The organism is Bradyrhizobium sp. USDA 10063 (assembly GCF_054063735.1).
Map to the genome: position 1 here is coordinate 8,237,512 of NZ_JBSSGP010000002.1, position 13,976 is coordinate 8,251,487.

The following is a 13,976-nucleotide window of genomic DNA, read 5'->3' on the forward strand; positions in this document are numbered from 1 at the left end:
GCCAATTCGTAAATCTTACGTACGAGGTTGTGACGTTAGATTAGCCTTCGCAACCACTTGCGCGCGATTGCGGCACGTGTTGTGTCTGAAGGCGAACGCGCCTGATGTCTGGAATCCGCCAAGCTGTTTGTGAATACGACATCGGGCGGTTGACGCTTGCGCGGCCTGTGGTTCTTGTGGAGGTGAAGAGCATTATGCAGTTCAGTGACAGATGCCTGTCGATCCTGTTGTCCTTGCTGTGGGCTGCGAGCGTGAGCACGATCGCCAAGGCCGATGAGCCCTCGTCGAAATACGCCGAGGTACTCAGTGCCCTGCAAGCCGGCAAGAATGTGAGGGTCATACTGGACCTGAACCGCTGCACCAGCGTCGATGGCGGCAAGCCCGGGCCGGCCGTGCAGGGCGGGCTGGTTATCAATGCCTTCAGGGTGACCGCCCAGAACGGCATCAGCTTCGCCAATGCGCATCAAACCGTGGACAGCTCGGGACACCCAGTGACGGAATACATTCGCCACAGCCTCAGCCACGAAGGCAAACTCACGGTGCGGGCGTCCAAGCTGGCCGCCGGGGCGGCCGAAGTCGTGAACCAGGGCGAATTCGTCTGCGAACTGCCGGACGGCGCGAAGTTCGTCTGGTAATCGGAAAAAGCACTGCGCACGGCCGGGGCGCGGTTTGGCGTGGTGACCATTGCTCCAGCCCAGGCGGACGCCGCAACACACGTGGTGCCCGCAGGCGGCTGGCTAATCGCTGAGATTTGAATCGATCACACGATCGGCAGTTGGGACAGAACGCCGTATTGTGATGGATTGGAGCGAGAGTTCAAGTTTTTCAACCGGTTAGAAGGCGACGCGTGTGCACGGGGGATCAAGAAAAATCCGTTGAAGACAAGTGTGGCGGTCGTTCTTTGGAGTGACGCCCGCCGAAGTCCGGGCGGCCGAGAGAGTGGCGCGGCGAAGGGCAGGGCGCCCGCGTATAACTTGGAAGCTGATAGCGCCCCTCACGAGCAGAGCTGAGTGTTCGGCCGATCGCGAAGGGCTATTCAAACTGCAGTGAAGACAAAAAATTGGTGTCGGGGTTCGAGTCGCTCCCCGCTACGCTTTCCCACTATTTTTTACGCCAATCTACGATTGCCCGCCATTTCGTATACTTGATGGTAGCGTACATGGCACTAATACCCACTTTTCTTGGATCGTGAGTCGTGATTCACGATATGGATGATACCCGAAGCAAGAGAAGTCCACCTTTCGAGGAAAGATCGCAAGGTGCTTAAGGCGTGTTGTCGCTCACCGGTGACGTCGCAGCGCGATTTGAAGCGGGCGCGGATAGTTCTGTTGGCGGCGGACGGGCGCAGCACCCGGTCGATCGCCCAGGAGGTTGGGTCCAGCCGCGAATTGTCAGCCTTTGGCGGCATCGCTATGCCGATCATGGCCTTGAAAGGCTGCAAGACTTGAAGGGCTGCAAGACAAGCCGCGGCCTGGCAAGCAGCCGATCTATGCGAAGACGACCGACAAGCGGATTCTGAAGCTCTTGGATAAGCCGCCCCCGACAGGGTTTGCGCGCTGGACCGGCCCTCTGCTGGCCGAGGCGCTGGGCGATGTTGACGTCCAATATGTCTGGCGGTTCCTGCGTAGCCACAAGATTGACCTCGCGGCTCGCAAGTCCTGGTGCGAGAGCACCGACCCGAACTTTACGGCCAAAGCCGCCGATGTTGTTGGCCTCTACGTCGCCCCGCCCGCGAAGGCCATTGTGCTATGCGTGGACGAGAAGCCCTCGATCCAGGCTTTGGAGCGAGCGCAGGGTTATCTGAAGCTGCCCAATGGCCGCGCCTTGACCGGCGAGAGCCGCGATTACAAGCGGCATGGCACCACACCATTGTTTGCGGCGCTCGAAGTCGCCACCGGAAAGATCATCGCGGCTCATTCAAAACGACGTCGCCGCGTCGAGTTTCTCGACTTCATGAACAGCGTCACCACGGCCTTTCCGGGCCGAAAGTTTCACGTCATCCTCGACAACTTCAACACCCACAACAACAACGAACATTGGCTCAAGGCCAACCCCAAGGTGCGATTTCATTTCACGCCGACAAGTGCGTCCTGGCTCAATCAGGTCGAGGTATGGTTTTCGATCCTGCAGGGGCAGTCGCTCAGCGGCACCTCCTTCACAAGCCTCAAGCAGCTTCAGGACCATATCGATGCCTACGTCAACGCGTACCACGACAAAGCCGAGCCCTTCGTCTGGACCAAGAAAAAGGTCCGCCAACGCCGGTTCAAAGGTCGCCGTATCCCTCAGCTCTGATTCCGGTATTAATCGGCTCGCTCGAGAGGATGTCATGAAAGCAGTCTTGGTTGAGAATTACGACCGTATCGAAAATATCACCATCAAGGAGGTGGCTAAGCCGGAATTCTCAGCGGGAATGGTCCGCGTTCGAATTCAGGCCGCTGCCGTTGGCTTCGTCGACGGCTTGAAGGTGCAGGGCCTGTACCAGATCAAGGACCCGTTGCCGTTTACACCCGGCTCGGAGTTTGCGGGGGTCGTCGACGAGGCGGCCGCTGATGTTGCGGGCTTCGCGCCTGGCACGCCGGTCATCGGGATGGTCAGAAATGGTGGCCTTGCCGAATATATTTCCGTGCCGGCCGCGGACCTGTTCGTTACGCCTGAGGGTATAGAGCCGGAGGTCGGCGCCTCGTTCTTCGCCAATTACCTGACGGCGCTGTACGCGCTCAGCGCTCGGGGAAAGCTGCAGAGCGGCGAGACACTCCTGGTCCTGGGAGCCGCCGGCGGCGTTGGAATAGCTGCGGTTCAGGTTGGAAAGTTGCTGGGCGCCCGCGTCATTGCGTCGGCTTCGACTGAGGAGAAGCGACAATTCGCAATCAAATACGGTGCAGATGCGGGCTTGGATTACACGCGCGAAGGATGGCGCGACGAGCTTAAGGAACTCACCGGCGGTCATGGCGCGGACGTGATCTATGATCCTGTCGGAGGAGATCTGAGCCTGCAGGCGTTCCGCTCGATCGCCTGGAATGGACGGCACTTGGTGATCGGCTTTGCTTCCGGAACGATTCCGGCGCTGCGGTTCAATCTGCCTCTTCTAAAAGGGGGCGCGCTGCTGGGTGTCGACCTGGCGCAGATCGGTCGTCGTGAACCGGATGTGCGAGATCGAGTCATCGCCCAGCTATTCACTTGGTTGAGCGAGAAGACGCTTGTTCCCGTCGTGGGAAAGGTCTTTGCATTCGAGGAATTCCACGAAGCGTTCAAAGCGATGACTACGCGCTCGGCCCTGGGAAAAATGGTCGTCCGGATCGGCTGACGATCCGCCTGGCTCTTCGGAGAAATCCTCATGAAAGTTTCGGACGCGCTGAATTGGCGGATATCCGTGCGGGCATTCTTGGACAAGCCCGTTTCCGGAGAGATCGTAAAAGACATCCTACGCGCGGCGAGCAGCTCACCTTCCGGCGGAAATCTACAGCCATGGCACGTCCGGGCGCTAGGCGGCCAAGAACTCGCACGTTTCAAGGCGCTCATGGCCGAGCGGATCAAGAACAACCCAATAGGCGAGCCGTCGGAATACAATATCTATCCGCCGGAGCTGAAAGAGCCGTATAGAACTCGGCGATTCAAGAACGGCGAAGATCTCTATCGCACAATTGGCATTCCGCGCGAAGACAAAGCTGCACGCCTTAATCTTACTGAGTGTGCGCCGGGAGGCCGGCAAGGAATAGATGGTGAGAGTCCATTACGATGAAGGAGTAGCGCCCCACATCGGCCCCGAGCCGTGCGGCAGCGTCCGTGAGGGCGCTGGTGAAGCGTCGGTAGGGGAGCATGCAGGCCAGCCATTGAGCCGCGAAAGAAGATTGTCCCGGGAGTCGACGCTGTACTCAGAGCGGAAGGCGACGCGGACGGGTGCGATAACGCGAGCACCTGGACGTCCCGGCGTGGTCGTAGACCCTGGCATGTATGGACGTTCCTTGCGCGGAAACCGGGAGATCTCGAGTCTGACCGGGGGACGGCCTGGCCGCCCTGGCCCGCACCGGGAAGGCGAGGAGCCGTAGCCGGTGATGCACGGACACGAGAAGTCAGACCCCGCCATACTAGCAACGATGCTGACGAACAAAGCCGGGCTACCGGCGGCGGAGTCGGTGGAGCGAAGGGCCGGGGCCAAGGGGAACGCGAACCAGCTCAGCACGCGCCGGGCGCAGGACCGGGAAAGCGTGTCACAGGCGCTGGAGCGTGTACGTCAAGCCGCAAGGCAAAGGAAGAAGGAACGGTTCACCGCGCTCTACCACCATCTCAGCCTGCCTATGCTCAGGACGGCGTTCTTCGCGCTTAAGCGGGAGGCGGCGCCTGGAGTGGATGGGGTGACGTGGCGGGACTACGAGGCCGATCTCGATCGCAAGATCGCAGACCTGCACGTACGGGTCCATCGGGGAGCGTACCGGGCACAACCAAGCCGCCGCCGGTATATTCCGAAGGCGGATGGCCGCCAGCGCCCGCTCGCAGTGGCTGCCCTGGAAGACAAGATCGTCCAACGCGCAACTGCTGCCGTGCTGAACGCGATCTTCGAGGAGGATTTCCTCGGATTTAGCTATGGTTTCCGGCCGGGGCGCGGCCAGCATAATGCGCTGGACGCCTTGGTTGTCGGGATCAACAGCACGAAGGTGAACTACATCCTGGACGCCGACATTCGGTCGTTCTTCGATCGTGTCAGTCAATCCTGGCTGGTTCGCTTCGTTGAACATCGGGTCGGCGACAAGCGCATCATCCGCCTGATCCAGAAATGGCTCAAGGCGGGCGTTCTTGAAGACGGGATCGTCACGACCACCAATGATAAGGGAACGGGCCAAGGCTCGGTGATCTCGCCGCTCCTTGCCAACGTTTACCTTCATTTTGTGTTCGATCTCTGGGCCGAGCGCTGGCGACGGCGCGACGCTACGGGCGATATGATCATCGTGCGCTTCGCCGACGACATCGTCGTCGGCTTCGAACATGAGGACGACGCCCGTCGCTTCTGGGATGCAATGCGAACGCGACTGCAGGAGTTCGCACTGTCGCTCCATCCGGAAAAGACCCGCCTGATCGAGTTTGGCCGCCGTGCTGCGGCCAACCGCGAACGGCGCGGGCTCGGCAAACCGGAAACCTTCAATTTCCTCGGGTTCAGCTTCATCTGCGGCACATCGCGCCGAGGCGGCTTCCTGCTCAAGCGGAAGTCGCGGCGCGACCGCATACAAGCGAAACTCAGCGAGATTAAGGATGAGATGCGACGACGGCGGCATCAGCCGATCCCCGACCAAGGGAAATGGCTGAGGCAAGTCGTCATCGGCTTCTTCGCCTACCATGCCGTGCCGACGAATGGGCGCGTACTGGAGGCTTTCCGCTACCACGTCATCGACCTATGGCGGCGCTCGCTGAGGCGACGCAGCCAGAAGGACCATCTGACCTGGGCGCGGATCACGAAGCTGTCGAACGATTGGCTCCCGAAAGCAAGGATCCTTCACCCTTGGCCAGAACAGCGCTTCGCCGTCAAACACCCGAGGTGGGAGCCGGATGCGGGAAAGCTGCATGTCCGGATCTGTCCGGGGGGCGCTCAGCAATGAGCGTCCCTACCGGGATCAGAGTGTCGCGGCCTTTGTCGACAGGAATCATATATTTGAGAAGACTCACTTTTCAGCGTGGGGAGGCTGAGATGGGTCTGATAAAATCGGGGGACGTAGCGTCGCGGTTTTCGGCATATATTGAGGGTCTTGCGAGCGTGATCGGGCATGCGGGACGGGCCAAACCGCTTCGCGATTACTGCACTGGGCTGATGATGCCGTGCGATCGCAAGAGTGTCGAGCCGATGGCGGCGATGACGGCTCCTGAGCGGACAGCAGCGCAACATCAGTCGTTGTTGCATTTTGTCGGTCAAGGCGATTGGTCGGACCCGCAGGTTTTGGCCAAGGTCCGCGAGATGGTGCTGCCGGAGATCGAACGCCACGGGCCGATCGAAGCTTGGATCATTGATGATACGGGCTTTCCCAAGAAGGGGCGGCATTCAGTCGGGGTTGCACGTCAATATTGCGGCCAGTTGGGCAAGCAAGACAATTGTCAGGTCGCCGTGACCCTTTCGCTTGCAAATCATCATGCGAGCTTGCCGGCGGCGTATCGTCTGTATCTGCCAAAGGAGTGGGTGACGGACCGTACACGTCGGCGCAAAGCCGGTGTGCCCAAGGAGATCACCTTCAAGACCAAGCCGGCAATTGCTCTCGATCATTTGCGCTGGGCCTGTGCGGCGGGCTTGCCACGCGGCGTGGTACTGATGGACGCCGGCTATGGCACCGACACCGCTCTGCGTGGGAATATCACCGCACTTGGCCTGAGCTATGTGGCCGGCATCCAGCCACAAACGTCGGTCTGGGCGCCTGGAACTGGGCCGCGGCCGCCGAAGAAATGGTCGGGGAATGGGCGACCTCCAAAGTTGCTGCGGCGTGATAGCAAGCACCGACCGATTTCGGCCAAGAAGCTCGCAATCGGCCTGCCATCGCATGCTTGGCACAAGATCACGTGGCGTGAGGGTACGACAGAACGGTTGTCCTCGCGCTTTGCCCGTGTGCGCGTCCGTCCAGCGCATCGAGATTACTGGCTCGCCGAAAGCCGGCCGGAGGAATGGCTGCTGATCGAGTGGCCAGAGGGCGAGGAAGCTCCGACCAAATATTGGCTTTCAACGCTTTCCTCCAACATTGGATTTCGTCAGTTCGTCGATATCGTCAAGCTGCGCTGGCGCATTGAGCGCGACTACCACGACCTCAAACAGGAGATTGGCCTTGGTCACTTCGAGGGGCGGGGGTGGCGCGGCTTTCACCATCACGCAACACTGTGCATCGCCGCTTACGGATTCCTGGTCTCGGAGCGAGAAACGATTTCCCCCTCAGAAGCAGCCTCCACCAAAATCTTCAAGAAAGCTGCTATTCCCGAAAATTATCGGCCGAGGGGGTCCGCCATTGCGGCCTGAACGGCACGTTCCAAATTCGATTGCGACCGTCCGAAGAAGAATGAGTGCTGCTCTCGTCTCAACACTATCTCGATGCCCTTGTTGCATCAGGGCAATCTCAAGTCAAAGTAGCTATCGAACTCTATGACGCAGTAAGATTAATCAGCTTGCAAAGAACTTCACCTTTTTCGGTGCGCCTGTCGGCCTGTTTTTCGCCATCGATCGCCAGATGGAGCCTGGGCAATGGGCCGATGTTGGTATGTACATGCAATCGATTATGTTGCTCGCTTTGGAGAAGGGGTTGGGTACCTGACCGCAAGAGGCTGGGCGCTCTGGCACACAACCGTTGCGGAATTCATCGGACTGCCTTCCCATCTCATGCTCTTTTGCGGCATGGCTCTCGGCTACATGGATCGCGAACATCCGATCAATAGCCTGCGTGCAGATCGAGCCGACTTGTCGGAGTTCGCAACCATCAGCGGATTCTGATCCCGAGGGTGCAGAGAATCCTGCGCAGTTCGCGGAATTGCCGAATCTCAATCGTATGCAAATACGGATCGTCAGGACAGCGATCCAGTCTCTCCAGCTTGTCATCAAGCATACCCACTTCGAAAGGCTAAGCGGTAATGACGTACGAATATGTCAAGGTCTCCCGTGGGGGGCACTGCACAATCGTCACGATTAACAGGCCCGAGGCATCCGAACTTGAAGAGGTCTTCGACAAATTTGCTGCCGACGACGAACAGTGGGTCGCGATCATCATGGGAGCCGGACCAAAAGCGTTCTGCGCGGGGCACGATCTCAAGCAGCAAGCTGCGGGCGGGGGCTAACAACTCCGCCCAAGGGTTTCGGCGGTAACCAAGCGCTTTGATCTGGCGAAACCGGTCATCGCGGCGGTCAACGGGGTGGCGGATTCGAGATCGCGCTGGCGTGCGACATCGTGCTCGCGTTCGAAAACGAGGTGTTCGCTCTGCCGCAGCCTCGCGTCGGACTAGACTAGCGGCGCTCGCAGAGGAATTCAGCGACTGCCTCGAGACATCGGTTCTCCGAACGGGCGCGCGGACAGATGGTCAGTGGCAGCGTGGGCGGCGAGGGAATATGCTCGGCGATCGGAATCACGCGCGGTCTCGGACGCTGATTGCGACGCCTGCGCTCTGCGGCATCACCGCGCGGCCCTACTTTTCGATCGATATTTTCGCGCGTCCTGTGCTTCCGATCCGGTCGCTCAGCCAGCTTTCATAACCCCAGAGCCCAACCACGGGCTTGTTCAGGTACACGAACAGCTCGCCATCTCGCTTCGGCGTCAGCCCTTCAGCTCGGACTTACCGGGAACGGCAAAGTCCTTCTCATCTGGAAGGAGACTATCGCTCTGCTTCGGAGGGGCGCGGTCAAGGAAATCCTCCTCATTGCGCCCATCGCACCGATCCGTAGAACAATGTTGCCCCACGGACGATCGTACGCATCAGAGGAAGGCCGCGTAACGGTCTCTCGCGCGAGCAGTCGTGACTGCGTTATGATGGAGGACAGTTCAGGCTGCGACGGGCCGCTGATCGGCGGGCTTTTCGACCTCGCGCAGCCTTTTCCATTCCCAGGGAAGCAGCTCGTGCAGGCGCGAAGCAGGCAGATCGGCGATGCGCGCGAGGATGTCGGCGAGCCAGGCTTGCGGGTCAACGTCATTGAGGCGTGCGGTTGTGATGAGTGTCAGCATGACGGCGGCACGGTCAGCACCGCGCTGAGAGCCGGCAAAGGTCCAGTTACGTCGTCCAAGAGCGATACCACGCAGCGCTCTTTCCGCCGCGTTGTTGGTCAGGCAGATTCTGCCGTCATCGAGGAAGCGGGCGAAGTCGGTCCAGCGCTTGAGCATGTAATCGATCGGCCCGCGGACCTCGGAGGCGCGAGAGAGAGTAGCGCGTTCCGTGGTCAACCACTCGTGCATCTCATCGAACAGCGGCTTGCTCTTTTGCTGTCGCACGGCAACTCGCTCGGCGGCGGTCAGGCCGTTGATCTCGCGCTCGATGGCGAAGAGTGCATCGAGGCGCTTGACGGCCTCCAGCGCCATCGGGGAGATCGGCTTGCCTTTCTTGCCCTCCCGCGCATTTTTTCCGATGTCGGCCAGCTCGAAGAACTTCCGTCTCGCATGCGCAAGGCAAAATCCCGGCGTGATCGGCAACACTTTTTTCTTCGGATCGAACAGTGGCTCGAAGCCGTTATAGCAATCCGCCTGCAGGATGCCGTTGAACAGCGCCAGATGTTTCTGCGGGTGCTCACCCCGCCGGTCGCCGGAGGCGTAATAGACCGCCGCCGGCGGCGCGGTGCCACCGAAGGGACGATCGTCACGCACGTAGGTCCAGATCCGTCCGGTCGTGCACTTGCTCTTCGCCAGAATGCGGATGGTGGTGTCGTCACCGTGAAGCCGCTCGGCGGCGAACACATGGCTCTTGATCAGCTCGAAGAGCGGCATGACGGCGAAGGTTCCGTAGCCGACCTGATCGGCCAGCGTTTGCGTCGACAGGTCGATCCCTTCGCACTTGAAGCGCGTGCTCTGACGATTGAGTGGCAGATGCTGGTTAAATTTATCGACGAGGATCATCGCCAACAGACTGGGACCGATGAAGCCGCGCGGCGTGGCGTGGAACGGCGCCGGCGGCTGCGTGATCGCCTCGCAATCCCGACAGGTGAACTTCTCGCGCACCGTCTCGATCAGCTTGTAACGGCGCGGGATCGCTTCCAATGTCCGGGTCACATCCTCGCCCAGCTTCGACAGCCGCGATCCGCCGCAGCAGGCGCAGGCGGCCGGGGGATCGATGACGACGCGCTCGCGTTCGATGTCATCCGGCCAGGGCTTGCGGATCGGTCGCTTGCGCGTGAAGGCGCGCACGGTCTGGGTTTTCGCCGCCGCGGCCTGTGCTGCGAGCTCATCCTCGGTCGCTGACGTCACCAGGTCTTCCAGCTGCAGCTCCAGCTGCTCGATCAGCCGTGCCGTGCGTTCGGAGCGCGGCCCGTGCAACTCTCGTTTCAGCTTCTCGATCGTGAGCTGCAGATGCGCGATCAACGCTTCGGTGTCGGACAGCTTCGCCTGCGCACTGGCGGCTTCGACCTGCCAATTGATGGCCTCGACCTGTACCTTGGCGGCTTGGGCCACGGCCGCATCGCGCTCAACCTCAACCTTCAGCCGCGCTTCGCGTTCAGCCCGCAACGATTCACGTTCGACCAGCAGTGCGGCCTGGGCGCTGGCAAGGTCCAAGGGAAGATCATCCGGCTTCAGACTCATGAAGCCAATGAATCATATTTGCTGGCAAGTTCAACCGCAAATCGCTATCCAACTCGCGTTGGACGCCACGTTTCTTGAGGATTGCGCCAGTCGATTCCGGACAAGAGATAGCTCAATTGCGCCGGAGAGATCGTCACTGCTTCGCCTGCCACCGAAGGCCAGACGAACCTTCCTCTCTCGAGTCTTTTTGTAAACAGACATGCCCCCTGGCCATCGTGCCAAATGACCTTCAAAAGATCGCCGCGCTTCCCCCTGAAGCAAAAAAGATTCCCGCCGAGCGGATTTTGCTTGAGCACTTCCTGCACGCGGAGAGCCAAACTCGGAAAGCCGCACCGCATGTCGGTGTAGCCGGTGGCAAGCCAGACACGAACGCCCGTCGGAATCGGGATCATCGCCCCTCCAGCACTCTCAAGACGCGCGACAAAGCGGCGGTATCGACATCCACGCCAACGATCAGACGAACACCGCTGCCGAGCACGATCTCCATCCGTCCAACAGTCTGCTCGCAGCGAGCGTCGTCACGGCTCCCTTCGCTTCTCGTTGGCTCCGGCTCAATCAGCGCCGCGACAAACCCGTAATCGCCATCTTTGGCGTTCAGCGCTGCAAGAGTGCCCTGCCGCGCCAGGCGTCGCCACCCGAACAGTTGACCAGGAAAAAGTCCGTGGCGGCGAGCAACGACAGAAACAGGATCGCCACAGCAATAACTCTCCTCCACAATCCGCTGCTTCGCTTCAATGCTGAACCGTCGGCGCCGTCCTGTGTCGACGATCTCCATAACTTTCGCATTATTGGCAGTCGATATGGTGTCCATACTGCCTGTAATCATGCGATAGCCAACCTCTGCAAGGCGGCCGCCCTCGGATGAGTACGGACGATCGAAGCTGCGGCGAAATGGAAGCAACACCGTCATCAGGACAGACTTCCAGCCAGACAGACGTGATACAGGCTGACCGCCCATATAGGAATCTTCGCCAAAGAAGGTCCATTTGCCCGAAGGCGGATCGGTCTCAGCCTCAGGGAGGCGCTTGACAACGATACGATACCGCGTGCCGGTCTCGAGGAAGACGCCGGTCGACGCACAGAGATTGTTGGGCTTGTCGGCGGCACCTTCCGACGAATCGAAGATCAGCTCGGCCAGCTGCTTACCCCGACGTTCTTGAACCCGTTATGGTTGGTCGCTCAGCCCGAGTGTCGACAACCCTTCTGACTATGCCGGCGCGACCGTTCTTCAAGAAGGGCCAACCCGAGTCGGTCTCAGTGTCATGTGCTTCGCCCCCGACCCGCTTGGGCAAGGAGTGCGGCTCGTGCTGCCGACGTTGTTGTCCTGGACATCGTCTGCGGTGGTTCACGACATCAAGGACGAAAACTGGGAGCTCACGGCCGGCTGGCGTTCTAGCTTCTCGCATTGCCTGCTGTTCAATCCGACCGACCCAAGGAGCGCCCGTTACAATCCGTTGCTCGAGGGGCCCAAGGGAGCGGCCGAGGTGCGCGATGTCCAGAACATCGCCGACATCCCCGTCGACCCGGAAGGCGCGCTTGAACATCGTACTTATTGGGAAAAGACCAGCCATTCGCTGCTGGTCGGCATTATCCTCTACGCCGAAAAGCGGAAGACGCTCACCCGCGTAACGGAACTCCTCGCCGATCCCGCGCAGTCCCGCTGGCGCCATGCTTTGCCATGCGGAACCCCGCAACCACCACCGTCCGTATCGGACTATGTCAAGGTGCACATTGCTTCGACATAAAGCCCCACCGGGTCATGCAGCTTCTCGACGAAGTTGGGGCACGGCTGCTCTCCAAGCTGCTTGCCGAAATACCGGAAAAGTCCTTGCCGGGAAGCGCCATATATGACGGATAGAAATGCAGCCGACCTACCCCGCCTTGTTCGCGGTCTCGACATCGGTGGGATCGATTTCCTGGTTGAGCCGCGCATGCAGCGTGGCCTGGTCGAGTTCGCCTTCCCACCAGGACACGAGCACCGCGGCAATACCGTTGCCGGTGATATTGGTAAGGGCGCGCACCTCGCTCATGAATTTGTCGATCGAGAACACGATTGCCATGCCCGGCACCAGCGCCGGATTAACCACTGACAGCGTCGCCGCGAGCGTGATGAAGCCGGCTCCCGTGATACCGCTTGCCCCTTTCGAGGTCAGCATCGCGACGATCAGAATCGTGAGCTGCTGGGTGAAGGTGAGATCGACCCCGAGCGCCTGCGCGATAAACAGCGTTGCCAAGGTCATGTAGATGTTTGTGCCATCGAGGTTGAAGGAGTAGCCGGTCGGCACCACGAGGCCGACCACCGGCTTGGAACAGCCCAGCCGCTCGAGCTTCTTCATCAACTGCGGCAGCGCGCTCTCCGAGGACGAGGTGCCGAGCACGAGCAAGAGCTCGTCCTTGATATAGGCGATGAACTTGAAGATCGAGAAGCCAACCAAGCGCGCGATCAGACCGAGCACGACCACCACGAACAGCGCGGCCGTGGCATAGAACAGCGCGATGAGACCGATCAGATTGCCGAGCGCCGACGGCCCGAACTTGCCGACCGTGAAGGCCATGGCGCCGAACGCGCCGATCGGCGCTGCCTTCATGACAATGGCAATGACGCCGAACACCGCGTGCGCCGTGTCGTCGATCATGCCGCGCAACTTCTCGCCGCGCTCACCCAGCGCCATCAGCGAGAAGCCGAATAGGATGGCAAACAACAGCACCTGCAGGATGTCGCCGCGCGCCAGCGCGCCGACCACGCTGTCGGGAATGATATTGAGGATGAAATCGACGCTTTTCGAGGCTTCCGCCTGCTTGACATAGTTGGCGACGGCTGCCGCATCGGGCTTGGCCGCCAGGCCGTGGCCGATCTGGAAAAGATTACCCATCACCAGGCCGAGCACCAAGGCAAAGGTGGAGACGATCTCGAAATAGACCAGCGCCTTAAGACCGACCCGGCCGACCTTTTTCGCGTCCTGGATGTGCGCAATCCCCGAAACCACAGTGCAGAAGATGATCGGCGCGATTACCATCTTGATCAGCTTGATAAAGCCGTCACCGAGCGCCTTGACCCAGTCGTTGGTCGCGAGCGACGGCCACAGCCAACCGACGACGACGCCGATCAGGATCGCGATCAGCACCTGAACGTAGAGGATTTTGTACCAAGTTCTCGAGACCGGCGCGGGCGCCGCAGTTGCGATGGTGGTCATGACGCTCCTTCCCAATACGAACTCGAACACTCAGCCGCCGCCGCTGAGAGGCGACGGAGTGAGACGAGCCTTGTCATGCCAGCCGTGTCCGATTGAAGACGGCGATGTCGGAACTCCGACAGCCGGCAGCGCGATTGCAAAGGCAGGCTGGCAGTTACGTTTTCTTTTCTCTCGTTAAGCAAGGCGCGCACCACGCGCCGAAGCCATGCGGCCGTTCAACCGGCCAGACCGTGGACCGACTGTCTCCTAACTATGCTTGGCTGAATGCCAGAACTGCGTTTGTTCCGCTGAAGGCAGAGGGGTTGTTCAGCGCTAAGCGCACCTTGCGCTTGCGCGGCAAATTGGGCGTGACGTCGAGATCGCAACCGGGGTCCGGCTCACGCTAATTGACTTGAGCGACTGGATGCCACGCAAGGTCAGTTCCGTGGCGGTTGTTATCTCGCGGCCGCCCACGGCGTATTCCTTGATTCTAGTGATGATTCCTTCGTGAGTTGATCTGCCATCCTGTTGCTTCCCGTCAGGGGTTTCGACGCGAACGTGGCGCCATCCC

Annotated in this window: 10 protein-coding genes and 4 pseudogenes; 9 read left to right on the plus strand and 5 right to left on the minus strand. The window is 60.1% G+C overall.

Translation table 11 applies throughout. The features are described 5' to 3' along the window. Positions 1-104 precede the first annotated feature (104 nt). From ACVJGD_RS40645 to ACVJGD_RS40680, 8 genes and pseudogenes are all read left to right on the plus strand, one after another. Entirely contained in the window at positions 105-635 is a 531-nt protein-coding gene (locus ACVJGD_RS40645; RefSeq protein WP_456639387.1) for a VirK family protein, read from the plus strand. Between the two features lie 576 nt (positions 636-1,211). Further along, positions 1,212-2,292 (plus strand): annotated as a pseudogene (locus ACVJGD_RS40650) (IS630 family transposase). Positions 2,293-2,326: 34 nt separating this feature from the next. Further along, entirely contained in the window at positions 2,327-3,304 is a 978-nt protein-coding gene (locus tag ACVJGD_RS40655) for an NADPH:quinone oxidoreductase family protein (protein ID WP_456640543.1), read from the plus strand. A 30-nt stretch (positions 3,305-3,334) separates the two neighbouring features. After that, the gene (locus ACVJGD_RS40660; protein WP_456639388.1) at positions 3,335-3,739 is read left to right on the plus strand and encodes a nitroreductase family protein; all 405 of its coding nucleotides are present in this window, start codon (positions 3,335-3,337) and stop codon (positions 3,737-3,739) included. A 355-nt stretch (positions 3,740-4,094) separates the two neighbouring features. Continuing rightward, entirely contained in the window at positions 4,095-5,588 is a 1,494-nt protein-coding gene (ltrA, locus tag ACVJGD_RS40665; protein WP_456632680.1) for a group II intron reverse transcriptase/maturase, read from the plus strand. An 89-nt stretch (positions 5,589-5,677) separates the two neighbouring features. Then, on the plus strand, positions 5,678-6,982 hold the full coding sequence (locus ACVJGD_RS40670; protein ID WP_456639389.1) for an IS701 family transposase: 1,305 nt from the start codon (positions 5,678-5,680) through the stop codon (positions 6,980-6,982). 196 nt (positions 6,983-7,178) lie between these two features. Further along, complete coding sequence (locus ACVJGD_RS40675; protein WP_456640544.1) at positions 7,179-7,274, plus strand: hypothetical protein; 96 nt, start codon at positions 7,179-7,181, stop codon at positions 7,272-7,274. Positions 7,275-7,587: 313 nt separating this feature from the next. Continuing rightward, positions 7,588-8,004, plus strand: a pseudogene (locus ACVJGD_RS40680) (enoyl-CoA hydratase-related protein); the annotation flags it as partial. A gap of 485 nt (positions 8,005-8,489) precedes the next feature. On the opposite strand, the gene tnpC reads toward ACVJGD_RS40680, so the two are convergent. Genes tnpC through tnpA form a run of 3 tightly spaced genes read right to left on the minus strand, consistent with a single transcriptional unit; the run spans position 8,490 to position 11,142 of the window. After that, positions 8,490-10,232, minus strand: a complete 1,743-nt coding sequence (gene tnpC / locus ACVJGD_RS40685) for an IS66 family transposase (protein ID WP_456632752.1) — start codon at positions 10,230-10,232, stop codon at positions 8,490-8,492. A gap of 44 nt (positions 10,233-10,276) precedes the next feature. Further along, positions 10,277-10,624, minus strand: a complete 348-nt coding sequence (tnpB, locus tag ACVJGD_RS40690; RefSeq protein ID WP_456632751.1) for an IS66 family insertion sequence element accessory protein TnpB — start codon at positions 10,622-10,624, stop codon at positions 10,277-10,279. Beyond that, on the minus strand, positions 10,621-11,142 hold the full coding sequence (tnpA, locus tag ACVJGD_RS40695) for an IS66-like element accessory protein TnpA (RefSeq protein WP_456639390.1): 522 nt from the start codon (positions 11,140-11,142) through the stop codon (positions 10,621-10,623). Before tnpA ends, tnpB begins: the two co-directional genes overlap by 4 nt. A gap of 349 nt (positions 11,143-11,491) precedes the next feature. Between tnpA and ACVJGD_RS40700 the strand changes: the two are divergent. Then, positions 11,492-11,890 (plus strand): annotated as a pseudogene (locus ACVJGD_RS40700) (type IV secretory system conjugative DNA transfer family protein); the annotation flags it as partial. Between the two features lie 213 nt (positions 11,891-12,103). Here the strand turns inward: ACVJGD_RS40700 and dctA are convergent. After that, positions 12,104-13,426, minus strand: a complete 1,323-nt coding sequence (dctA, locus tag ACVJGD_RS40705; RefSeq protein WP_456639391.1) for a C4-dicarboxylate transporter DctA — start codon at positions 13,424-13,426, stop codon at positions 12,104-12,106. 250 nt (positions 13,427-13,676) lie between these two features. Then, positions 13,677-13,808: pseudogene (locus ACVJGD_RS40710) on the minus strand (beta-ACP synthase); the annotation flags it as partial. Positions 13,809-13,976: the final 168 nt, after the last annotated feature.

Excerpts from the sequence above, each read along its gene's own strand:
- ACVJGD_RS40645 (WP_456639387.1), top strand. The coding sequence starts at position 105 with ATGTCTGGAATCCGCCAAGCTGTTTGTGAATACGACATCGGGCGGTTG.
- ACVJGD_RS40655 (WP_456640543.1), top strand. The coding sequence starts at position 2,327 with ATGAAAGCAGTCTTGGTTGAGAATTACGACCGTATCGAAAATATCACC.
- ACVJGD_RS40660 (WP_456639388.1), top strand. The coding sequence starts at position 3,335 with ATGAAAGTTTCGGACGCGCTGAATTGGCGGATATCCGTGCGGGCATTC.
- ltrA (WP_456632680.1), top strand. The coding sequence starts at position 4,095 with ATGCTGACGAACAAAGCCGGGCTACCGGCGGCGGAGTCGGTGGAGCGA.
- ACVJGD_RS40670 (WP_456639389.1), top strand. The coding sequence starts at position 5,678 with ATGGGTCTGATAAAATCGGGGGACGTAGCGTCGCGGTTTTCGGCATAT.
- tnpC (WP_456632752.1), bottom strand. The coding sequence starts at position 10,232 with ATGAGTCTGAAGCCGGATGATCTTCCCTTGGACCTTGCCAGCGCCCAG.
- tnpB (WP_456632751.1), bottom strand. The coding sequence starts at position 10,624 with ATGATCCCGATTCCGACGGGCGTTCGTGTCTGGCTTGCCACCGGCTAC.
- tnpA (WP_456639390.1), bottom strand. The coding sequence starts at position 11,142 with ATGACGGTGTTGCTTCCATTTCGCCGCAGCTTCGATCGTCCGTACTCA.
- dctA (WP_456639391.1), bottom strand. The coding sequence starts at position 13,426 with ATGACCACCATCGCAACTGCGGCGCCCGCGCCGGTCTCGAGAACTTGG.